At 26.9% G+C, this 22,550-nt stretch carries 27 protein-coding genes and 1 other annotated feature; of the genes, 23 read left to right on the plus strand and 4 right to left on the minus strand.

From position 1 onward, the window contains the following. From VLM92_RS09610 to VLM92_RS09645, 8 genes are all read left to right on the plus strand, one after another. Positions 1–799: tetratricopeptide repeat protein (locus VLM92_RS09610; RefSeq protein ID WP_325276125.1), on the plus strand; the 799-nt coding region annotated here is incomplete at its 5' end. Between the two features lie 164 nt (positions 800–963). Further along, complete coding sequence (locus VLM92_RS09615) at positions 964–1,929, plus strand: WG repeat-containing protein (RefSeq protein ID WP_325276126.1); 966 nt, start codon at positions 964–966, stop codon at positions 1,927–1,929. A gap of 120 nt (positions 1,930–2,049) precedes the next feature. Further along, positions 2,050–2,412 (plus strand): CidA/LrgA family protein, encoded by a 363-nt coding sequence (locus tag VLM92_RS09620; protein WP_325276127.1) that lies wholly within the window; start codon positions 2,050–2,052, stop codon positions 2,410–2,412. Positions 2,413–2,414: 2 nt separating this feature from the next. After that, positions 2,415–3,104: an LrgB family protein gene (locus tag VLM92_RS09625; protein WP_325276128.1), complete on the plus strand. Its 690-nt coding sequence runs from the start codon at positions 2,415–2,417 to the stop codon at positions 3,102–3,104. A 587-nt stretch (positions 3,105–3,691) separates the two neighbouring features. After that, complete coding sequence (locus VLM92_RS09630; protein WP_325276129.1) at positions 3,692–4,492, plus strand: hypothetical protein; 801 nt, start codon at positions 3,692–3,694, stop codon at positions 4,490–4,492. Positions 4,493–4,721: 229 nt separating this feature from the next. Continuing rightward, a complete protein-coding gene (locus VLM92_RS09635; RefSeq protein ID WP_325276130.1) occupies positions 4,722–5,711 on the plus strand; it encodes a CAP-associated domain-containing protein in 990 nt (329 codons plus the stop codon). Positions 5,712–5,737: 26 nt separating this feature from the next. Further along, positions 5,738–6,433, plus strand: coding sequence for a polysaccharide deacetylase family protein (locus tag VLM92_RS09640; protein WP_325276131.1), 696 nt, complete (start codon positions 5,738–5,740; stop codon positions 6,431–6,433). 206 nt (positions 6,434–6,639) lie between these two features. Continuing rightward, positions 6,640–6,918, plus strand: coding sequence for a hypothetical protein (locus tag VLM92_RS09645; protein WP_325276132.1), 279 nt, complete (start codon positions 6,640–6,642; stop codon positions 6,916–6,918). Positions 6,919–6,980: 62 nt separating this feature from the next. Here the strand turns inward: VLM92_RS09645 and VLM92_RS09650 are convergent, their stop codons facing one another. Further along, positions 6,981–7,160, minus strand: a complete 180-nt coding sequence (locus VLM92_RS09650) for a hypothetical protein (RefSeq protein WP_325276133.1) — start codon at positions 7,158–7,160, stop codon at positions 6,981–6,983. A 219-nt stretch (positions 7,161–7,379) separates the two neighbouring features. Between VLM92_RS09650 and VLM92_RS09655 the strand changes: the two genes are divergently transcribed. The 14 genes from VLM92_RS09655 (at position 7,380) to VLM92_RS09720 (ending at position 20,514) form a co-directional block, all read left to right on the plus strand. Further along, the gene (locus VLM92_RS09655) at positions 7,380–7,964 is read left to right on the plus strand and encodes an aminodeoxychorismate/anthranilate synthase component II (RefSeq protein ID WP_325276134.1); all 585 of its coding nucleotides are present in this window, start codon (positions 7,380–7,382) and stop codon (positions 7,962–7,964) included. Continuing rightward, a complete protein-coding gene (gene pabB, locus VLM92_RS09660) occupies positions 7,964–9,313 on the plus strand; it encodes an aminodeoxychorismate synthase component I (RefSeq protein WP_325276135.1) in 1,350 nt (449 codons plus the stop codon). Before VLM92_RS09655 ends, pabB begins: the two co-directional genes overlap by 1 nt. Next, positions 9,303–10,040, plus strand: coding sequence for an aminotransferase class IV (locus VLM92_RS09665; RefSeq protein ID WP_325276136.1), 738 nt, complete (start codon positions 9,303–9,305; stop codon positions 10,038–10,040). The genes pabB and VLM92_RS09665 overlap by 11 nt, the downstream gene beginning before the upstream one ends. A gap of 154 nt (positions 10,041–10,194) precedes the next feature. Further along, on the plus strand, positions 10,195–10,896 hold the full coding sequence (locus VLM92_RS09670) for a hypothetical protein (protein WP_325276137.1): 702 nt from the start codon (positions 10,195–10,197) through the stop codon (positions 10,894–10,896). Positions 10,897–10,913: 17 nt separating this feature from the next. Next, positions 10,914–11,486 carry a GTP cyclohydrolase I FolE gene (folE, locus tag VLM92_RS09675; RefSeq protein WP_325276138.1) on the plus strand — a complete coding sequence of 191 codons (573 nt, stop codon included), beginning with the start codon at positions 10,914–10,916 and terminating at the stop codon, positions 11,484–11,486. A 22-nt stretch (positions 11,487–11,508) separates the two neighbouring features. Then, a complete protein-coding gene (gene folP, locus VLM92_RS09680; protein ID WP_325276139.1) occupies positions 11,509–12,300 on the plus strand; it encodes a dihydropteroate synthase in 792 nt (263 codons plus the stop codon). Between the two features lie 9 nt (positions 12,301–12,309). Beyond that, positions 12,310–12,675, plus strand: coding sequence for a dihydroneopterin aldolase (gene folB / locus VLM92_RS09685; RefSeq protein ID WP_325276140.1), 366 nt, complete (start codon positions 12,310–12,312; stop codon positions 12,673–12,675). Continuing rightward, positions 12,668–13,174, plus strand: a complete 507-nt coding sequence (gene folK, locus VLM92_RS09690; RefSeq protein ID WP_325276141.1) for a 2-amino-4-hydroxy-6-hydroxymethyldihydropteridine diphosphokinase — start codon at positions 12,668–12,670, stop codon at positions 13,172–13,174. The genes folB and folK overlap by 8 nt, the downstream gene beginning before the upstream one ends. Continuing rightward, positions 13,155–13,937, plus strand: coding sequence for a 3-deoxy-7-phosphoheptulonate synthase (gene aroF, locus VLM92_RS09695; RefSeq protein WP_325276142.1), 783 nt, complete (start codon positions 13,155–13,157; stop codon positions 13,935–13,937). Before folK ends, aroF begins: the two co-directional genes overlap by 20 nt. 507 nt (positions 13,938–14,444) lie before the next feature. After that, complete coding sequence (dnaG, locus tag VLM92_RS09700) at positions 14,445–16,262, plus strand: DNA primase (RefSeq protein WP_325276143.1); 1,818 nt, start codon at positions 14,445–14,447, stop codon at positions 16,260–16,262. A 17-nt stretch (positions 16,263–16,279) separates the two neighbouring features. Then, a complete protein-coding gene (rpoD, locus tag VLM92_RS09705; protein WP_325276144.1) occupies positions 16,280–17,443 on the plus strand; it encodes an RNA polymerase sigma factor RpoD in 1,164 nt (387 codons plus the stop codon). A gap of 178 nt (positions 17,444–17,621) precedes the next feature. Then, positions 17,622–18,311, plus strand: coding sequence for a class I SAM-dependent methyltransferase (locus VLM92_RS09710; RefSeq protein WP_325276145.1), 690 nt, complete (start codon positions 17,622–17,624; stop codon positions 18,309–18,311). 25 nt (positions 18,312–18,336) lie between these two features. Continuing rightward, positions 18,337–19,434 carry a Nif3-like dinuclear metal center hexameric protein gene (locus tag VLM92_RS09715; RefSeq protein ID WP_325276146.1) on the plus strand — a complete coding sequence of 366 codons (1,098 nt, stop codon included), beginning with the start codon at positions 18,337–18,339 and terminating at the stop codon, positions 19,432–19,434. Positions 19,435–19,557: 123 nt separating this feature from the next. Beyond that, positions 19,558–19,809: a binding site (T-box leader), on the plus strand. A gap of 144 nt (positions 19,810–19,953) precedes the next feature. Then, the gene (locus VLM92_RS09720) at positions 19,954–20,514 is read left to right on the plus strand and encodes a tryptophan transporter (protein ID WP_325276147.1); all 561 of its coding nucleotides are present in this window, start codon (positions 19,954–19,956) and stop codon (positions 20,512–20,514) included. A gap of 122 nt (positions 20,515–20,636) precedes the next feature. Here the strand turns inward: VLM92_RS09720 and VLM92_RS09725 are convergent, their stop codons facing one another. The 3 genes from VLM92_RS09725 to VLM92_RS09735 all read right to left on the minus strand — a co-directional run bounded on the left by VLM92_RS09725 (position 20,637) and on the right by VLM92_RS09735 (position 21,639). Then, a complete protein-coding gene (locus VLM92_RS09725) occupies positions 20,637–20,891 on the minus strand; it encodes a DUF1648 domain-containing protein (RefSeq protein ID WP_325276157.1) in 255 nt (84 codons plus the stop codon). A 439-nt stretch (positions 20,892–21,330) separates the two neighbouring features. Continuing rightward, positions 21,331–21,468, minus strand: a complete 138-nt coding sequence (locus tag VLM92_RS09730; RefSeq protein ID WP_325276148.1) for a phage holin, LLH family — start codon at positions 21,466–21,468, stop codon at positions 21,331–21,333. A 12-nt stretch (positions 21,469–21,480) separates the two neighbouring features. Next, entirely contained in the window at positions 21,481–21,639 is a 159-nt protein-coding gene (locus VLM92_RS09735) for a hypothetical protein (RefSeq protein ID WP_325276149.1), read from the minus strand. A 120-nt stretch (positions 21,640–21,759) separates the two neighbouring features. Between VLM92_RS09735 and VLM92_RS09740 the strand changes: the two genes are divergently transcribed. Beyond that, positions 21,760–22,191 (plus strand): hypothetical protein, encoded by a 432-nt coding sequence (locus VLM92_RS09740; RefSeq protein WP_325276150.1) that lies wholly within the window; start codon positions 21,760–21,762, stop codon positions 22,189–22,191. Positions 22,192–22,550: the final 359 nt, after the last annotated feature.

The following is a 22,550-nucleotide window of genomic DNA, read 5'->3' on the forward strand; positions in this document are numbered from 1 at the left end:
TGATTTAATTGAACCGTATGTTATACTTTCATTGCTATATGATAAATTAGGAAATGTAAAAAAGAGAGAACATTACTTATATAAACTTAGAGAAATTGATAAGGATAATCCTTTATTTGATGAAAAAAAGGAAGATAGTAATTTAGAAAAAGATGATAACTCAAATGTAAATAAAAAAATAAACAAGAAAAATACATTACCATATGTAGTAATTAGTTGTTTAGTATTAATTATTGGAACATATTTTATTTATAATAAAAAACAAATTAAAGATTTATATTCTCAGATAGATAAAAAAGAAGAAAAGTTAGATGAAGTAGGTAAACAATTAGATGAAAAAAATCAAAAATTAGAACAAAAGAGTCAAGAATTAGATGAAGTTAAAAAAGAGGAAAAAGAAGATAAAGTTAAGGTAGTATTTTTTGATGAGGAAACTGTATATACTGAAGCTATAAAGCAAAAGAAAAATAGAAATTATGAAGAGGCTATAGAAAATTTTAAACATGTAATATATTCAGGAAAAAATAAACAGCATATAGAAGAGTCAACATATGAAGTCGCTGTATTAAGTGAAAAATTAGGAAATAAAGAGGAAGCTGTAAGATTTTATAAAAAGTATATATATACGTATACTCCAAATGAAAAATATTATGATGATGCGTTTTATCAATTAGGGATGTTGTATTATGATAATGGAGAATTGGAAAATGCTAAAAATATATTCTATGCATTAAGAAATGAAGTACCCGATAGTATGTATAATAATTCGAAAATAAGAGAAATTTTAAAAGAAAAATAATTATATAAAGAATAACTATCTTTAATGTGGATAATTTTCACATGAAGATAGTTATTTTTTATATAAAAAATAACACTACTAAAAGAATAAGCATAATATATATTGTAATGTAATAAAATATAATAAAGATACTATGCGTTTATTATTTAGTAAGGGGGCTAAGTATGATAGAGAAAGATTTATTTCTTCCAGTACTTAGGGATGGTAAGTATGGATTTATAGATAAAGATAAAAATATTATAATAAAACCAAGGTTTAAATATGTATCAGAAAGATTTAGAGATGGATATTGTGTGGTTACTTATATAAAGAAAATAAGAAAGTCTATAAGATGGGTTTTTGGATATATAGATCAAAAAGGCATTACACAAATATTCCTTCATTTAGATAGTGCATCTGAGTTTAACGAAGGAATAGCTAGAATTAAGGTGAATGATAAGTATGGATATATAGATACATCTTTAACAGAAGTTATAAGTCCTAAATTTGATTCAGCTGCTAACTTTAAAGAAGGATTAGCAGGAGTTAAAATTAATAAAAAATGGGGATTTATTGATAAAATGGGAAAAATTATTATATCCCCTACATATACCTATGTAAATCAATTTTTTGAAGGAATAGCATTAGTTGAAATGAAAAATAAATATGGATATATAAGTAAGAGTGGCGAGTTTATAGTAACACCTAAATATGATATAGCAACAGATTTTTCTGAAGGTTTTGCAGCTGTAAGGATAAATGATAAGTGGGGGTATATAGATAGAAGTGGAAATTTAAAGATTGATTTATTGTTTGATAGAGCAAAACCATTTTATGAAGGTCTAGCAGCTGTATGTATAAATGATAAATGGGGATATATAAATAACCAAGGTAATATCGTCATAGATCCTATATTTGATTATGCGTGTAATTTTAAAGAAGGATTAGCAAGATTTAATATAGGCTCTAATTCTTTAACAAGGGGGATAAGTACTCCTAAAGGTGGAATGTGGGGTTTTTTAAATAGGTCAGGAAATATAGAAATAATACCTGTGTTTGATTCTATATCCGATTTTGAAGAGGGATATGCACAAGTTATACAAGGAAATGATAATAATTATATAGATAGAAATGGAAAATTAATACTATAAATTTAAATTTGAAAAAACTTTGTCGAAGTAGTAATATATAAGAAAAAGGGAGAATAATCTCCCTTTAATTTTTTGGTAAATAAAAGTATAATTGGCAAAGTTATTTTTAAGGAGGACAACATGAAGATATTTAATCAACTAGCTCTAATACTTGGAGTGTGGGCTACAGGAGAGTATATTAGTTCATTTATACAAAATATTGTAGTAATACCAGGAAGTATAATTGGTATGATATTATTATTTTTACTTTTACAGTTTGAGGTAATAAAAATAGATAGTATAAAAGAATTTAGTGATTTTTTCTTAGACAATATGGCTATATTTTTTATACCAGCAGGAGTATCATTAATAAATTCGTTAAATCTTATAATAGACAATATATTTGTTCTTTTAATAAGTATAGCTTTAAGCACAGCTATAGTTATGTATGTAACGGGTATTATAGTTGAAAAAATGATACAAAATAAAGCTAAGGAGAATTAATTATGTACAATATTTTAGATACACCAATATTTGGACTAGTCATAACAATTTTATTTTTTAATTTAGGTCTATATATGCAAAAGAAAACCAAAAATCCAATTATGAATCCATTATTAATTGCAATTATTGGAATTATATTATTTTTAAATTTATTAAAAATACCATATGAGAGTTATAAAAAGGGAGGAGATATTATAAACTTCTTTTTAGGACCGATAACTATTATATTAGCAGTACCATTATATAAGCAATTTGAATTATTTAAAAATCATATATTAGAAATACTTATAGGTATAGGTTGTGGTGTACTAGTATCCTTTATATCTCTAGAGATAATTGGAAGATTAACTAATGTTAATATTGATATAATAAATTCTTTGATACCAAAATCTATAACAACACCTATGGGAATTTCTCTTACTAATACAATAAATGGTGTAGAAGCTATAACGGTTGTAGCTATAATTTTAACAGGTATATTAGGCGCTATAATTGCACCTATAATTTTCAAAATAGGAAAAATAAAACATCCTGTAGCTAAGGGGATAGCATTAGGTACTTCAGCTCATGCATTAGGTACCTCAAAAGCTTTAGAGATGGGGGAAGTAGAAGGTGCTATGAGTGGATTATCTATAGGTATATCAGGAATAATTACTGTAATACTAATTCCAATTATAATAAATTTAATATAAAAAATTATTAATATCAGTTAATGATGTAACTGAAGTTAAAGGAAAATAATTTAAGTGAAAATATTTATATGAAATTTTAAAAAGGTACGTATACAATATATAAATTTCGATATAATATATATTGAGAAGGGCACTAATCCCCTCTTAAACTCTAGAGTGCAATAAAAAATTATCGGACCTCAGTATACATAGGATTGCTAGGCAGGAAGCAGAAGTGATTTTTATAAAATAAAATGTATTGAGCGGGTAGCTAGAAATATTTATGTTCAATCGGATAATATGTTAATAAAAAATAGGGTATTCCATAAAAATAGAATACTCTATTTTTTATGTTAAAGGAAATTATATTTTATCTAATTTATGGATAAATATAATTTCCAACTGCTAAGCTTGAGCAACGGGCCTGGTTTTTAGGACGTGGGCGACATGAACGAAGTGAATTTTTTATTAATGAATTGTACATATTACCAAAATATTAAGCTGACATATATTATAAAAAATTTACTTATATATAGAAAAACATATTCAAATTAAGATATAATAAGTTTAGGTTAATAACTGACAAATATTAATAGGAGAAGCGCAATATGAATTTATCTAAAGAATATATTGATATATACAATCAATATTTAAAATTTATAAATGATACCAAAAAAGAGATTAAATTAATAAGAACTATACAAAAAATTACACTTAAAAGAAAAGAAAAAGCTACAGAAGAAGAAGTTTTAGCATTAGAAAATGAATATGCTACCAGAGAGGAAGAATCGTCTAAACATAAAAAGATTATTAATAAAATATATAATTTTTCAAATGGAGATGTATATATAGGAAAAATAATTGACCACAAAATGAATGGGAAAGGTGTATATACTTTTATAGAGGGAATAGAGTACATAGGAGAGTTTAAAGATAATATGAAAGATGGGAAAGGTATATGTACGTTTAATAATGGAAACATATATACAGGAGCATTTAAATGTGACAAAATGGATGGAATAGGTCAGATGATTTATAGTAGGGGCAATGAATATATAGGTAATTGGGAAAATGGTAAACGAAATGGTTTGGGTATATACAAATGGAATGATGGATGTATGTATATAGGCGAATTTAAAAACAATAAAATGGAGGGGAATGCATCATGTTATGATTCTAATAGTAGGTTGATATATGAAGGACAGTGGAAGAATAACTTAGCTCATGGAAATGGTATTTATATATGGGAAGAAGGTAAAAAGTATGAAGGTGAATTTCTACATGGGAAAAGACATGGACAAGGAACTTTTTACTTAAATCATGAATTAGTATACGAAGGAACGTGGAAATTTGATAAACCATCAATATTTAATAGAACTTTAGATGAAATATTTTCATCTATACGATAACCTTATCTAATAACAGATAAGGTTTTTTTATATACTGAGAAATTAGAATTCATCTAGGTTTTAGATGGATTTTAACATCAATTGCTAAACGAATTAGCAGATGTGGTTTGTATTATTTAATAATTTAAATTTAGAATATACTAAATTTAAATTATTAAATAATACAAGTATGAATATCTTATAAATGTGCACTATGTTAAATAGTAAAAATGTATTGGAGAGTGATGAAATGAAAAAGATAGTAGTTATAGGGATTATCTTAGTAGGTATATTGTTTTATAATTTAAATTTAAAAGAAGATATATTTAAAAATAAAATTTCAACTAAAACTAAGGAGTTAAATGAAAATATAGTTTATGATAAAAATGAAGAAAGTATTGATATAAAAAATTTTGAACAAATAAGCATAGGAGATAAGAAAGAAAAAGTATTATCTTTAATAGGTACACCATCTAGAATTGACGAAAGTGAATATGAATTTAAATGGTATGTATATAACCAATATAAAGAAAATTTTGTCATGGTTGGGATAGAAAATGATGAAGTAGTTGGACTTTATAGCAATTCTATAGATTCATGTGAAATAGATAATATATCTATAAACGGTAATAGAAGGGTTGTATTAGAAAATTATGATCCGTTAGAATATAAGAAAAAAGGTAATACTAGATATATAATAAACTCAAATAATCAATATGACATAGTAAAAAAAGATAATAAATATATAACATTTTTTTATGATATTTATGAAAATGATAGATTGTGTTCATATCAAATAATAAGTAATAGCGCAGAATTAAGTTTAAACTCAATTTATCCAAACCCTAGTCAAGAACTTAAAAAAAGTTTTGAATTACAAGTAATAGATTTGGCAAATAGTGTTAGGTATCAAAGAAATTTAAATGCTTTAAAATATAGTAAAAAAGCAACAATAAGCGCTACAAAACATAGTCAAGATATGATGGAAAAAAAATATTTTGATCATATAAATAAAGAAAATAAAAGTCCATTTGACAGAATGAAAAAAGAAGGTATTGTGTATATACGTGCTGGTGAAAATATAGCAGCAGGTCAAGCTAGTGCAATATATGCACATGAAGCATGGATGAATTCTGAGGGTCATAGAAAAAATATTTTAGGGGATTATAATAATATAGGAGTTGGAGTTGTATTTGGAGGTCACTACAACATATATTATACTCAAAATTTCTATAGATAATAAAATGCTGAAAGGAAGTCATAAATATGAGACATAATAAAAATAAGTTAGCATTTGTTATATTAAGTGTGATTATTATATTGAGCTTTAAAACATCTGTATATGGGCATGAAGAAGAAGTATTTGTGAAAAATGGATCAAGAAATAAAAAATTAATAGCCTTAACATTTGATGATGGGCCTCATCCTAAGGAAACAAATCAAGTTTTAGATGTATTGAAAAAATATGATGTAAAAGCTACATTTTTCATAGCAGGTAAACATGCAAATTGGTATTCCAAACCGCTGATTAGAACAAGTAAGGAAGGTCATGAAATAGGAAATCATACTTTTAACCATCCGGATATAACTAATTTAAGCAGAGGTCAATTAGAACAAGAGATAGTAAATTGTGAAAATATAATTGTAAAGTTAACGGGAAAAAAGCCAACATTATTTAGGCCACCATATGGTAGTTATAAAAAAGAAGTTTTGCAAAATATTGCTAAAAAATATGATTATAAAATAGTCTTATGGACTACCATAGATGCAAGAGATTGGGAAAATCCTGGGGCGTACAAAATAGCAGATACAATAATTAATAACTCTAAAAATGGTGATATAATTTTATTACATGATTATGCTACAGATAATACTGTAGAAGCGCTTGATATTCTTATACCTAAAATGATAGAAAAAGGATATAAATTTGTAACTGTTTCAGAATTGATAGATAATGAATAAAATGAAAATTTAAGAATATATATGAAATGTATTGAATATATTCACGTTGTAATAACAATATATTCATAAAATCTATGATAAAAAATAAAAAAAATAAAACATTTTCAAAATAAATTAATATATATATATTAAGACTATCTTGAGAAGGATTGATTTAATATATGTATAACAAAATCTATGAAAAAAAAGAGTTTATAATATTTCAGGTGAAGGAAGGCTATGTCGTTTACAACACTAGAAAAGATTTTCAAGAAGGTCATACACATCTGAAAAACTTTGAGGCTGCCAAAACAGCAGTAAATTTAGTGATAAACAAAAAAATACCTAAAAGTACTGATGGATACTATCTATCAAGTCTTATAAGGCTTTCTGATGATGATAACTATATAAATAAAATCAACGCTTTGATAGAAGCAAGAGAGCGAAAAGGAAAAAAGGAAAAGTATTATAATTCAGGATATAAACTGTCAAAAAGGAGCGTATAACGCTCCTTTTTTATGAAAAACTTATAAAAATTTCTCAGTATAAATTAAGTTGTATATAAATATTATCCTTCATAGATGTTAGATTTGTTTAGATAATCGAAATCTAAGTATTTGTTTTTATAAACTACGTAGCTAGAAATGCCATCTTTATCATATTGTCTAAGTTTTTTTATAGCTTCCTGTTTAGACATAGGAGGAGATATAGATTTAGTATCTGATCTTATAATAACATATCTATTCATATGAATGCCTCCAAAGTAATAATATATTTAGAATTAGTTTTTACTACGAACAAATAAATATACTATAAAACTATTAAATAAACAATACATAAAAATGACTGTATTGACATGGATTTCTATAAAAATATATAATTATTAATGTATATAAATAAAATACTAAAATCCGATTGATCTGTAGAATTAGATTAAGATAAGGAAGTTTAGCGGGGGGAAGTAGAAATGATTCTTATGATAGACAATTACGATTCATTTGTTTATAATTTAGTTCAATATATTGGAGAACTAGGGGAAGATGTATTAGTAAAAAGAAATAACGAAGTAAGCTTAAAAGAAATTGAAGAGTTAGACCCAGAAATAATAGTTTTATCACCAGGTCCGTGTTCACCAAAAGAAGCGGGGATCTGTATAGATGTAGTAAATAAATTTAAAGGTAAAAAACCTATTCTTGGAATATGCTTAGGGCATCAAACTATAGGCCATGTATTTGGAGGAGATGTTGTAAAAGCTACTAAGCCTGTACACGGAAAAGTTCATAGTATAAAGCACAATAATAAGGGCGTATTTAAAGAATTAAATAATCCTCTAAATGTAACTAGATATCATTCTTTAGTAGTAGATCTAGAAAGTTTACCAGACGATTTAGAAGTAACAGCTTTGACAAAAGAAAATGAAATAATGGGTATAAGACATAAAAAATACCTTATAGAAGGTGTACAATTTCACCCAGAAGCTATTTTATCAGAACAAGGTCATGAGATACTTAGAAACTTTATAAAGCAAGCTAGAGAAGGGGTGAAAAAATAATGATAAGAGAAATAAATACTAAATTAAATTCTTTCGAAATTTTTACAATATTTAAGGATGAAGAAAATAGTTTTATATTAGATAGTGCTATGGATTATAAAAAGTTGGGAAGATATTCTTTTATAAGTAGTAAACCTTTTAAGGTATTAAAATATAAAGATACACAAAAAAATCCATTAGATAATTTAAAAGAAGAATTAAATAAATATAAAGTTGAAAATAATACTCATCTTCCATTTATAGGAGGTGCAGTAGGTTATTTATCTTATGATCTAGGAAATTACATGGAGGAGCTTCCTAGAACAGCTAAGGATGACACTAATGTATATGATTTATACTTTGGATTATATAACTGGGTAGTAGTGATAGACCATTTAGAAGAAAAAACATATATAGCTACTCCAGATTTAGATATTGAAAATGAAAAAAATATAATTTGTAAAGTAGAAAAGCAAATAAAAGAAGCAGAGGTAAATGGAGTAGATAATATTTGTTATGAAGAAAAATACGTTGAGCCTATAAAATTAAACTCGAATTTCACTAAAGTTGAATTTGAAGATGCAGTTAGGAAAGTTCAAAATTATATAAGGCAAGGTGACATATACCAAGCGAACTTAACTCAAAGATTTAGTGGACAAACTAAGTTATCAAGTTATGAACTTTATAGAGATTTGAGGAGATTTAGTCCAGCACCATTTGGAGCATTTTTAAATTTTGAACATAGTCATATATTATCTAACTCTCCAGAAAGATTTATAAAGTGTACAGATAGAAAAGTTGAAACTAGACCTATAAAGGGTACTAGACCAAGAGGAAAAACTGTAGAAGAAGATTTAAAACTTCAAGAGGAACTAAGAAATAGTGAAAAAGATCGAGCAGAATTGCTTATGATAGTAGATTTAGAAAGAAATGATATTGGAAGAATATCAAAAATAGGAAGTGTAAAAGTTCCTGAGTTATTTGTAATAGAGCCTTACGCCAATGTAAATCATTTAGTAGCCACTGTAGTTGGAGAACTAGATGAGAATAAGGATTGTGTAGATGTGATAAAAGCTACATTCCCAGGAGGATCTATAACAGGAGCACCTAAAATTAGATCTATGGAAATAATAGATGAATTAGAGCCAACTCAAAGGAATGTATACACAGGTTCTATAGGATACATAGGATTTAATGGAGATATGGACTTAAATATTGCAATAAGAACTATTGTAAAACAAAATGAAGATGTATACTTCCAAGTTGGAGGAGGAATGACTTGGGACTCGCAACCGGAAGATGAGTATCAAGAAACATTAGATAAAGCTAAGTCTATAATGAAGGCATTAAGAGGTTATTATGAAGAATAAGGTATCTTTTGATAGTACTTTAACTAAGTTTGGGATAGGCTTATTTGAAACTATTAAGGTAAAAGAAGAACCTATAGAATTAGACTTACATATGGATAGAATGTTTAATTCAATAAAGGAATTAAACTTAAATTTTAAATATGAAAAAGAGTTTTTAAAAACGGAAGTTTTAACATATATAAAAGAAAATCAAATATTTGACAAAGCTCTGAGGCTAACAGTATTTGATGATGGATATAATATTTATATTAGAGATATACCTTATAATGAAAAAGTGTATAAAACTGGATTTAAGTTAAATATATCTCCTATAAAAAGAGGTAATAGTATAATACATAAGCACAAGACTACAAATTATTTTGAAAGTATCTATACTAAAAATTATGCAATTGAAAATGGATATGATGATGGGTTATTTATAGATTTAAATAATACGATTTTAGAGTGTTCGATGAGTAATATATTTTTTATAAAAGATAAAAAAATATTTACCCCAAATAGCAAATTATCCATATTAAACGGAACGACAAAAAGAAGGATTATAGAGATTTGTGGCGAATTAGATATAGAAGTAGAAGAAGCCGAAATAAAATTAAAACAAATTGAAGAATTTGACTTTGCTTTTGTTAGTAATAGTCTTATGGGAATGATGAAAATTACTCAAATAGAAGAAATAAAATACAATGAATATAACGAATTATTTAATAAGATATCATCTTTTCTATAATAGAAGATATCAATCTAACCGTTAAATTTGAAGTGATTCGCTAATACATTGATTAAGTAACGTATCTACCTTCTAAGATCGTTGGCGACATGAAGTAATTCGCTGATACGTCGCTTAAGCGAAGAGAATTTTTTGTGGCTAATGGAGAGAAAATATGACTAATGGGATTTATGAGATATACAAAAATGAAATAGATAAAATAATAAAAGATGAAAATACAGAATCAGTATTTTTAGTAGGATCTTCAAAAAACTTAGATTTAAATAATACAAATATAAAAATAAATGATATCGATATATTTGTATTTGTAAAACGAGGAAAATTGCAAGTAAGAGAAATAAAAGGCATAGAGGGAATAGAATTTGATATTAACTATTTTTCAAAGGATGTTCGACAAAACCTAATAGATGCTAGAGAGTACTTCTTTTTAAAAGAAATGTCAGAACCTAAAATAATCTATGATAAAACAGAAAGTGTAGTTGATATTATAAACTTATGCAAAGAAAAGCTTAGACAGGGGCCAAAAATTTTATCTAAAGAAGAAAAATGTTTTATTAAAAATGAGATAAAATCAAAGGTAGATAGATTAAAACAAAAACATAAATTAGATGAATTTGAATATGAGTTTTTGACGAATATATATTTAAAAGATATAATAGTTGCGTATTTTATTATAAATAATAAATGGATACCTAAAGATAAAAATTTATTAAAAGAGTTAAAAACTGAAAATTTAAAACTATTTAATTTAATACAAAAAGTTCAAAAAAATTATAGATATGAAGACTTACTAAATGTTTATGAATATATATTTAAAAATATAGGAGTAAGCAAAAACATAAAAATAACTTACTAATCAAGGGGGCTAAACCAATGAGCAAGGTAGATAAAGACAAAATAAAACGTGCAGTAAGAGACATATTAGAAGCGATAGGAGAAAATCCGGATAGAGAAGGGTTATTAGATACTCCAGATAGAGTAGCTAGAATGTATGAAGAAATATTTGCAGGGCTTCATCAAGACGCAAGAGAACATTTAAAAGTAATTTTCCAAGATGAAAGTCATGAGGAACTAGTATTAGTTAAAGATATACCTTTTTATTCATGTTGTGAACATCATATAGTTCCATTCTTTGGGAAAGCACATATTGCATATATACCGAAGGATGGAAAATTGACAGGTCTTTCTAAATTAGCTAGAGTTGTAGAAACATTCGCTAAAAGACCACAATTACAAGAAAGAATAACTAAAGGCATTGCAGATATAATAATGGAAGAATTGCAGCCATATGGAGTTATAGTTGTTGTTGAAGCAGAGCATATGTGTATGACTATGAGAGGTGTTAAGAAACCTGGATCAAAAACAACAACATCAGCAGTAAGAGGTATATTTGAAAAAGATATAGCGGCTAGAGCTGAAGCTATGAGCTTAATAACTATGAAATAATGAACTAGGAGAAGTAGATAATATGTTTAATTATGGGAAAAAAACTTATATAATGGGGATATTAAATGTTACTCCAGATAGTTTTTCTGATGGTGGAGATTTTAGCAATATAGATATAGCGGTTAATCATGCGAAGGAAATGATAAAAGAAGGTGCAGATATAATAGACTTAGGAGGAGAATCGACTAGACCGGGTCATAATTATGTAGGTGCTGAAGAAGAATTAAGAAGAATTACACCAGTTATAAAAAGGCTTAAAGAAGAAATAAATGTACCTATATCAGTAGATACATATAAAGCAGATGTTGCAAAAGCTTCTTTAGAATTAGGTGTTGAAATGATAAATGATGTATGGGGTCTTAGAAAAGATAAAAATATGGCAAATGTTATAGCAGATTATGATGCATATGTTTGTATAATGCATAATCAAGATGGTACAGAGTATGATAAGGATATAATGGAAAGCATAAAAAAATTCTTATTAGAAAGTATAGAGATAGGATTAAATGCAGGTATAAAAAAAGAAAAAATAGTATTAGATCCAGGTATTGGATTTGGAAAAACATTTGAACAAAATCTAGAGGTATTGAAAAGATTAGATGAATTAAATGAATTAGGATATCCAATTCTTCTTGGAACATCTAGAAAGTCTGTAATAGGAAATGTATTAAATGTAGAACCTAAAGAAAGAGTCGAAGGAACTATAGCAACAACAGTTCTTGGAATAAGAGACGGAGTAGATATAGTTAGAGTACATGATATAAAAGAAAATATAAGAGCAGCTAAAATGGCTGATGCTATATATAGAAGATAGAGGTAAATAATGGACAAAATATTAATGCAAAATCTTGGATTTTATGGATACCACGGTCTTTTGAAAGAAGAAAGTGTATTAGGACAAAAATTCTTTTTAGATATAGAACTAGATGTTAACACTAAAGAAGCGGGAATAACTGATGATATGACCAAATCAGTTAGTTATGCAGATGTTTATGAAGTTGTAAAGGATATAGTACAAAATCAAAGATTTAACTTATTAGAAGCATTAGCTGAAAACATAGCTAAAGAAGTATTAGAAAAATTTAATTTAGTTAAAGGAATAATGGTTAGAATTAAAAAGCCAGAAGCACCTGTAAATGGAATTTATGACTACTTTGGCGTAGAAATAAGGAGAGCTAAAGATGAATAGAGTTTATTTAGGTCTTGGAACTAATATGGGGGATAGATTAGAATATCTTCATGGAGCTTGTGAAATTTTAAGTAAAAATGACTCTATAAGTATAACTAAAAAATCAAAAATATATGAAACTAAAGCTTGGGGATATACAGATCAAGCCGATTTTTTAAATATGTGCCTAGAAATAGAAACTACAGTAGGAACATATGAGTTACTAGAAATTTGTCAAGAAGTTGAAAAAAAGCTAAATAGAGAAAGAATAATAAGGTGGGGTCCGAGGACTATAGATATTGATATATTATTTTTTAATGATATAATATTAAACGACGAAAATTTATCAATACCTCACCCAAGGATAAGTGAGAGAGCTTTTGTGCTTATACCTCTTATGAATTTAAATAGTAACTTAAAAATAAAAGAAACAACTATAGAGAATTATTTGAATTCGCTAACTTGTGAGGAAAGAGAACAAGTAAAGGAGTATGTAAGCGATGAAAAAAAACATATTTAATGAAAATTTAAAGTTTGAAATAAATGTAAGCGATGAAAAAAAGCTAATAGTAAAAGAGAATAAACTTATAATGGCAGGACCATGCGCTATTGAAAGTTATGAGCAACTTTTAGAAACGGCTAAGTTTGTAAAAGGCCAAGGTGCAAATGTATTAAGAGGTGGAGCATATAAACCTAGAACATCTCCCAATTCATTTCAAGGGTTAAAAGAAGAAGGGCTAGAGATATTAAAGCAAGTTAAAAAAGAAACTGGTTTACCTGTAATAACAGAACTTATGGATGCAAGAGAATTAGATAAACTATATGAGGTAGCTGATATAATTCAAATTGGATCGAGGAATATGCAAAACTTTACTCTACTAACAGAATTAGGGAATCAGGATAAGCCGGTTATGTTAAAAAGAGGAATTTCGGCTAGTATAAGTGAATGGATAGGGGCAGCTGAATATATTGCTGTAGGTGGAAATCAAAAGATAATAATGTGTGAAAGAGGTATAAGAACGTATAACGATTATACTAGAAATACACTAGACTTAGCAGCGGTGCCTATAATTCAAAAAGAAACAGGCCTTCCAATAATTGTAGACCCATCTCATGCTACAGGTGTTAGATACTTAGTTAAGCCCATGTCTATAGCATCTCTTGCAGCTGGTGCGGATGGTATAATGGTAGAAGTTCACCCAGATCCAGTTAATGCATTATCGGATGGAATGCAATCACTTCATTTTGATGAATTTACAGATTTAATGAATTCTATAAAATAATGAAAAAGAGGTTAAATACCTCTTTTTTTATGTAAAAATAGTAAACTTAAGCGAATGGCAAGATGAACTAAAAGAATTGATTTAAAATATATCAATATGGGTATATGTAAGTTTTTATATGAAATTATTGAAATAAAATTGAATAAAATAAAAAATATTTGAAATTCAAAAAGTACGGGTAATTATAATTAAAATAGGTAAAATTATATAAACAGAAATAAATATCAAGCTATAAAATTTTCCATTTTTTTAATTTTATACTTAAGAAAATAATTATCAAAAGGAGATAGATAAATTTTATATATAATTAGGTATTAATTATTGAAAATTATGTAAATAATTAAGAATAAACTTAATATATATTTCATAAAAGTAAAAAAATAAAAAATTTGAATTTAAAGAAGGATATTAACAAAAAAAGTCGAATTCTGTATAATGGGTATTTGACAAATCTAAAATATAATGTAAAATAGAAATGTTGGAAAAATTACACCAGAAGGTGATAATATGAATGATATAAAAGAAATAATAGATGAAGTAAAAAGTAGATGTGACATAGTTAGCACAATATCCCAGTATATAGAGGTCAAACAATCTGGGGCGAATTATAAAGGATTATGTCCTTTTCATGGCGAAAAAACACCATCATTTTATATAAATACATCAAAGCAAATATATAAATGCTTTGGATGTGGGGAAGGTGGAGATGTAATTAATTTCGTTATGAAGATGGAAAATTTAGATTTTATGGATGCAGTAAAATTACTAGCAAAAAGGTATGGAATAGAAATCAACACTAATATGGATGAAGAATCTAAGATTAGAATGGAAAAAATAAAAAGATTTCAAGATATACATATAGAAGCCGCTAGATTTTACTTTGCAAACTTGTTAAGTGGAAAAAATTATGGTTATGAATATATAAGAAAAAGAGGATTAGATGATAAAATTATAAAAAAGTTTGGACTAGGATATTCATTAGCATCATGGAATTCACTTATGGAATATTTAATATCAAAGGGACATACAAAAGAAGAATTAATAGAGTGCGGTTTAATAACGTATAAAGAAACAGGAAATAAAGCCTATGATAAATTTAGAAATAGAGTAATGTTTCCTATATTTGATTATAGAGGGAATGTAATTGGTTTTGGTGGAAGGGTATTAGATGATTCTTTGCCAAAATATTTGAATTCTCCAGATACTTTAATATTTAATAAAAGACAAAATTTATATGGACTAAATTTTGCAAGAAAAGAAATAACAAATAGAACTATAGTTTTAGTAGAAGGTTATATGGATTTAATATCTCTTTATCAATATGGAATAAAAAATGTAGTAGCTACCCTAGGGACAGCCTTGACAGAACAGCAAGGAATGTTAATCAAACGATATGCGGATACTGCTATTATATCTTATGATTCAGATGAAGCTGGAATAAAAGCAACACTAAGGGCTATAGAAATACTTAACAAATTAGATATTAGTGTGAAAATATTAGATTTAAAAGAATCTAAAGACCCGGATGAATTTATCAGAAAGTACGGACTAAATGAATATAAAAAAGCTATGGATACTTCTATTCACCAAATAAAGTATAAAATAGATAATCTTAAACGAAACTTTAATATGCAAAAAGATGAAGATAGGGTGAAATTTGCCAAAGAAGCGTCTAATATAATTAAACAATTAAAAAGTGCTGTAGAAATTGATTACTATACTAAATACTTATCAAATCAAATTGACATAAGCGTTGAATCAATAAAAAGAGAAATTTATGGTAAAAATTACGATAAATTACAAAGTAAAAAATATAATAAATTTGACAAATATACAAATAAAAAAGAAGACCAAGTAATTGAAAAGCCTAAAACTATAATTAATGGACAAAAATTTGTTGAAAAAAATCTTATAAAAATAATATTAGAAGAAAAAAATCTTAGAGATATAGTATTACTTAAGGTCAATGAGAATGATTTTTTATTAAATGATAGCAAAGAAATTTTAAATTACATAATTAAAAATCAAGAATTGGACAAAATAACTATTGACAAAATTAAAAGTTTAAACATGTCCGAAGAATACTTAAAAGATTTAGAAAGTATATCTTTAAATAACATGAACTTGAAAAATGTAAAAAGTATAGATGAAATAGTAAAAAATGTGAAGAAGAACACGCTTCATGAAAAAATGAATAGATTATTAGAAGAACAAAAAGAGATTGAAAATAACAAAAATATTAGTGACGCGAAAGAGGTAGATGGTAAGATTATGGAAATTGCTTTAAAAATCGTGGAAATAAGAAAAATGTTACAAAGGTTATAGTGAAGGGAGGTCTGAGTGTGGAAAATAAGACTAATAAAAAGGAACTAAAAAGAGTAACGGCTAAAAGTTTAATTGAAAAAGGTAAAAAGCAAGGATCTCTTACTCTTGGAGAAATAATGGAAGCTTTTTCTGAAACGGAATTAGATAAAGATCAAATAGAAAATCTTTATGAAACTTTAGGGAATTTAGGTATAGAAGTAACTGAAACTAAAACTGAAAAAGTAGAAATAGACTTTTCGGTTGATGATGACTTAGATATTGATGTTTTAGAAGAGGGAGCAGAGGAAGATTTATCTAAAGAAGATGCTCCGATGGAATTAGAAGCGATAGATTTATCATTACCAAAAGGAATAAGCATAGACGATCCGGTTAGAATGTATTTAAAAGAAATAGGAAAGATTCCACTACTTAAACCACATGAAGAAGTAGAGTTAGCTAGAAGAATGAATGATGGCGATGAAATGGCTAAACAAAGACTTGTAGAAGCTAACTTAAGACTTGTTGTAAGTATAGCAAAGAGATATGTAGGAAGAGGAATGCTTTTCTTAGATTTAATACAAGAAGGTAACTTAGGTCTTATAAAAGCAGTTGAAAAATTTGACTATGAAAAAGGATTTAAGTTTAGTACGTATGCTACATGGTGGATAAGACAAGCTATAACTCGTGCTATAGCTGACCAAGCAAGAACAATAAGAATACCAGTTCATATGGTTGAAACTATAAATAAATTAATAAGAGTATCGAGACAATTACTTCAAGAGCTAGGAAGAGATCCTAAGCCTGAAGAAATAGCTAAAGAAATGGAAATGACTGAGGATAAAGTAAGGGAAATAATGAAGATAGCTCAAGATCCGGTATCACTTGAAACTCCAATAGGTGAAGAGGAAGATAGTCATTTAGGAGATTTCATACCAGATGATGATGCTCCAGCACCAGCAGAAGCAGCAGCATACTCATTATTAAAAGAACAAATAGAAGATGTACTTGGTTCTTTAAATGAAAGAGAACAAAAGGTATTAAAATTAAGATTTGGTCTTGAAGATGGAAGAGCAAGAACTCTTGAAGAAGTAGGTAAAGAGTTTGATGTAACAAGAGAAAGAATAAGACAAATAGAAGCTAAGGCTTTAAGAAAATTAAGACATCCAAGTAGATCTAAAAAGCTTAGGGATTATTTAGACTAGGATTTATATATAATAAAAAATTCGCCTTTAGATAAGGCGAATTTTTTACATATTGAGAACTTATAATTTAACTGTTTTATAGAAATTATAGTTGCTGAGAGTAGCAATACAGTTATTTATAAGCAATATATAGGAAATTATTTAAATATTACACTAATTAAATGAGAGGATGAACAAATTGAAATTAACAGATAGATTATTAAAGATAGCATCATTAGTGACAAAAGGTAAAAGAGTTGCTGATATAGGAACTGACCATGGATATATACCTGTGTATTTACTAAATAAAGGTTATGTAGATTTTGCAATACTTGCAGATGTAAATAAAGGACCACTTGAAAATGCAAGAAGTGAAGTAAGGCATAATAACCTATTAGAAAAGGTAGACTTAAGATTAGGATCAGGTATAGAAGTTTTGGAAGTTAATGAAGTAGATGAAGTTATAATAGCAGGTATGGGTGGGATTTTAATAAGTGAATTATTAGAAGCTAAAAAAGAAGTAGCTCATAGTGTAGATAAGCTTATACTTCAACCTATGCAGGCTCAAAATGAACTTAGAAAATACCTTTTAAACAATGGGTATGAAATATTAGACGAAGTATTAGTTAAAGAAGATTTCAGAATATATGAAATAATAATAGCTAAATATACTGGGAAAAATACTGTGATTGAAGATGAAATATATTATGAAGTTGGAAAGAAACTTATAGAAAGTAAAGACCCATTACTAAATGAATTTATAGATAAAAAAGTGTTTATGTATAATTCAATACTTAAAAAAATTGAAGGTAAAACAGGAGAAGGAATAAATAAAAAAATAGAAGAAAGTAAGCTTGCAATAAATAAGCTTGAGAAGTTAAGATATTAATATAAAATATTAAGGGGATGATACTATGAATTTAAAAAGTCTTATAAAAAAGATTGAAAATAAATATCCACTAAACTTAGCTTATGATTGGGATAATGTCGGTCTTTTGGTAGGAGATTTTGATATGGATGTCAAAAAAGTATTAGTAGTTCTTGAAGCTAATGAAAAAGTTATAAATGAAGCTATAGAAAATAAAGTAGATTTAATTATAACTCACCATCCATTTATATTTAGAAAAATTAATAAAATAAATACATCAGATTTAAAAGGAAAATTAATACATAAGCTTATAAAAAATGATGTAGCTCTTTATTCTATGCATACAAATTTTGACATAGCATTTGATGGACTAAATGATTATTTTATGGAATTAATAGGATTTGAAGATTGTAAGATATTAGATATAACAAATAATGAAGTTTTATATAAATTAGCTGTATATGTTCCAACTACACATGTAGAAAAAGTAAAGAAAGCCTTAGCTAAGTCTGGAGCAGGACATATAGGTAATTATAGCCATTGTAGCTTTAGTAGTGAAGGTATAGGCAATTTTAAACCTCTAGAGGGTGCTAATCCATTTATAGGAAGTGCTGGAGAAATAGAATCTGTTGAAGAGATTAAAATAGAAACAATAGTTCCACAGAAAGTTTTAGGTGGCGTTATTAGTTCTATGATAAACGCTCATCCTTATGAAGAGGTAGCATATGACTTATATAAACTTGAAAATAAAGGAAGTTCAGTTGGGTTAGGAAGAGTAAGTAAGTTAAAACAATCTATAAGTCTACAAGAATTATGTAATAATATAAAAGAAAAATTACATATAGATCATATTAGATTAGTAGGAAGTGTTGATACTAAGATAAGTAAAGTGGCAGTAGTAACAGGCTCTGGTGCAGATATGGTAAAAAAAGCACAAAGAGTAGGGGCAGAGGTTATAATAACAGGAGACGTGAAATATCATGATGCACAAGATGCACTAGATATTGGAATGAGTATAGTAGATTGTGGACATTTTGATACTGAAGATATATTTAAAGATGTAATGAAAAGATTTTTAGATGAAATAGAAGAAATAAATGTAGTTAAAAGTGAAGTATACTTAAATCCATTTACTACAATATAAGTGAAAGAAATTGTGGCAATAATATAATAATTTCATATAGTATATATAAACTTGTAAATCTATTAGTTAAAATAATAATTGACAATATAAAATTATTAGTATATTATTGAGTTAAACAAATTAGTAAATCCTTTGATAAGGAGGAGTAGCTAAATTTAGGTTCGATATAGAGAGCTGAGGATGGTGGAATCTTAGCAAGAAGAAATTTAGTGAATGGGCCTTTGAGGAGCAAATCGAAATTATTTTAAAGTAGACTTTGCCGTGTGTCGCACGTTATAGCGAATAGGGTATGATAGTACCTGAAAATGAGTGATGTATGACAGTATTTTGTTATACATAAATTAGGTGGCAACGCGGATAATCTCCGTCCTATTAATATAGGACGGAGTTTTTTATTTGCATAAATTTATAAAATTTTGAAGGGGGTGATGATTGTGGTATGAAAGTTTGAATCTAATGAAGACGCACTAGGAGATTGGAAATTTATAAAAATATTAAAAAATACTAGGAGGAAACACAATGAAAACAAATACAAGAAAATTAGTTTTAAACTCAATACTTTTAGCAATGGGACTATTGCTTCATCAAATCACACCTGCATTAGGACTTCCGATACAGCCTGATATAGCTCTGACAATGTTATTTACAATAATGATATTAAACAAAGGGGACTATAAGAATTGTCTAGTAGCTGGTATAGTAACAGGAATATTTACTGCTTTAACTACAAAATTCCCAGCAGGTCAATTACCTAATATAGTTGATAAGATTATCACAGTAAACTTAGTATATCTTATAATGATTTTTATATATAATTTACCATTTATAAGAAATTTAAATGATAAAAAACAAGATAGTATAGTATTAACAATAATATTACCACTTGGAACTCTTATAAGTGGATGCGTATTTTTAGGTTCGGCACAGATATTAGTTGGTCTTCCAGGGTCATTTGCAACGTTATTCATGGTAGCTGTAGCACCAGCTATAGTTATAAATCTAGCAGTGGGTATGTTCTTATTTAAAACTGTAAGCACATCTATAAGCAGAGTAAGTCATAAACGTGTTAATGGTAAATAAACAATAAAAATGAATAAACAATAAAAATGAATAAAAGATATCATATGAATAGTATATGATATCTTTTATTCATCAAATATTTAAAGAAGATTTCGTCTTATGCAAAGAAAGAAATAATTAAATCAAATACTAGTATTACAAATACTAATATAGTTATTATTAAAAAATGATTTTTCAACAAATCCATCAGTAGTACCTGTAAATGACCAATGAGTAGGTACCATGTCTAACATATTAGGATAATTAACTAAAGTATAAATAGAACTTATTACAGCTATAAATGCAGGAATTGAATATAAAACTTTAAATTTATTTAAAGTTTTCTCTTTTTCATTAATAAAAATTACATCGATTATTGATTTTGATGATAATACTATATCACAATTTTTAGTTCATTATAAGCTTTGTTTACAGCATGGAGATTTAAACATATAGTTTAAGCCGTACTTCTAACTGATGGCCAAAGATTCGTCTATTTTAAAATCGCCTTTTGCTATGGATTTAGTTATTTCATTTTTTATCTGAACATAAATAGAGGTATCGCTTTTAATATATATTCTATTTACATCTAAAGTACTAATTTTTTATATTAAAAGGAAATTATATTTTATCTGATTTGCGGATAAATATAATTTCTAGCCACTAAGCTTGAAATAGTTCGCCAACAGATTGCTCAAGAAACAGACCTGATTTGTAAGTCGTTGAAGACATGAAATAATTCGCCGACACGTCGCTCAATTTTATGAAATTAAAATATTTAGTTTACTTATGTATAAACAAAGCCCCTTCTTAAGAAGGAGTAAAAATAAATCAAACTTATTTAATTGATAAAATCTTTTTAATATCATAAACAGCAGCTTCAATTAACATATCTGCTTGTTCAGATGTGATTTTATTATTACTAAGCTGAACTAATTTATTTACAGCTAATTCTTTTTTATCAATTCCAGCCAATTGAGGATTTGCTTATTCAATTGACATTACAACTTGTTTTGCCATCTCGTAGTATTTAGCTAGTTTTTCTCTTCCTATTTTTTGTCTTAAAAAGTTAACTAAATAACCTCCTCCAACTGCAATAACCAACGTTATTAAACTCAAAAATGTATTAAATAATGCTGTATCCATTTAGTATATCCCCTTTCTTTATAAAATAACAAAAAATGTAATTTAAAAATAGTATAATTTTTATTTGAATAATACAAATACTATTAATATAGTATATGACAGTTAAGGAGGATAAGTGCCATGGTAAAATATTTACTTAAGAAAAAAATGCAAAAAGAAGTTGAGGAAAGGGGAAAAAGAGCTCTTATATATGGAGGTGCAGTATTAACAGGAACAGGAGTTTATTTTTCCTATAGAGCAATTAAAAATCGCAAGTTAAATAAGGGCTTAGCAGAAGAAAGTTATCTAAATGATAGTGAGTACGAAATATATAATTATGACAAAGAAGAAAATGATGAATTAGAGGAAAAGGTAAAAGAATTTAATTCAAGAAGAATAAATTATGATAATTGTGAACAAGTATCTAAAAATGATTTAGAAGATTATGTAAATAAGTCAGAAGTATATAAGGAAGAAGAAAAGAATGGAATAGGTTTAGATGAAAATGAGTATAAAGAAAAAGGGTATGATAAGTATGAATATTATGAAGACGGTTTGTCAAAAGATAAATAATAAATAATGTATTGTGCTAGTTAATTATGCTTATTAAAAATACCAGTTTTATAAATTAGTTTTAATAGTAGTAAAATATAAAACTTAGTAATTTAAACAGATGTGTTATTTAAAATAGCACAACAGATTAAGTAGCATAGATTAAACCTACATGTTATGTATTTGTGTTATAACTTTTATTTAACATATTGAGGGGAAACTATGCTACCGTTATTTTTTTTGAAAAATTTTAAATTCTATATTTTCGTTGAAAAACTAAAATATTTAATTAATTCAAATAGAATATGAAAAACTGAAATAAAATTAGATATACTAAATTTAAAATAAAATTATATTAATTTATAATTAGGTATACTAAA

The sequence above is a fragment of the Romboutsia sp. genome (genome assembly GCF_035470145.1).
Taxonomy (GTDB): Bacteria; Bacillota; Clostridia; order Peptostreptococcales; family Peptostreptococcaceae; genus Romboutsia_D.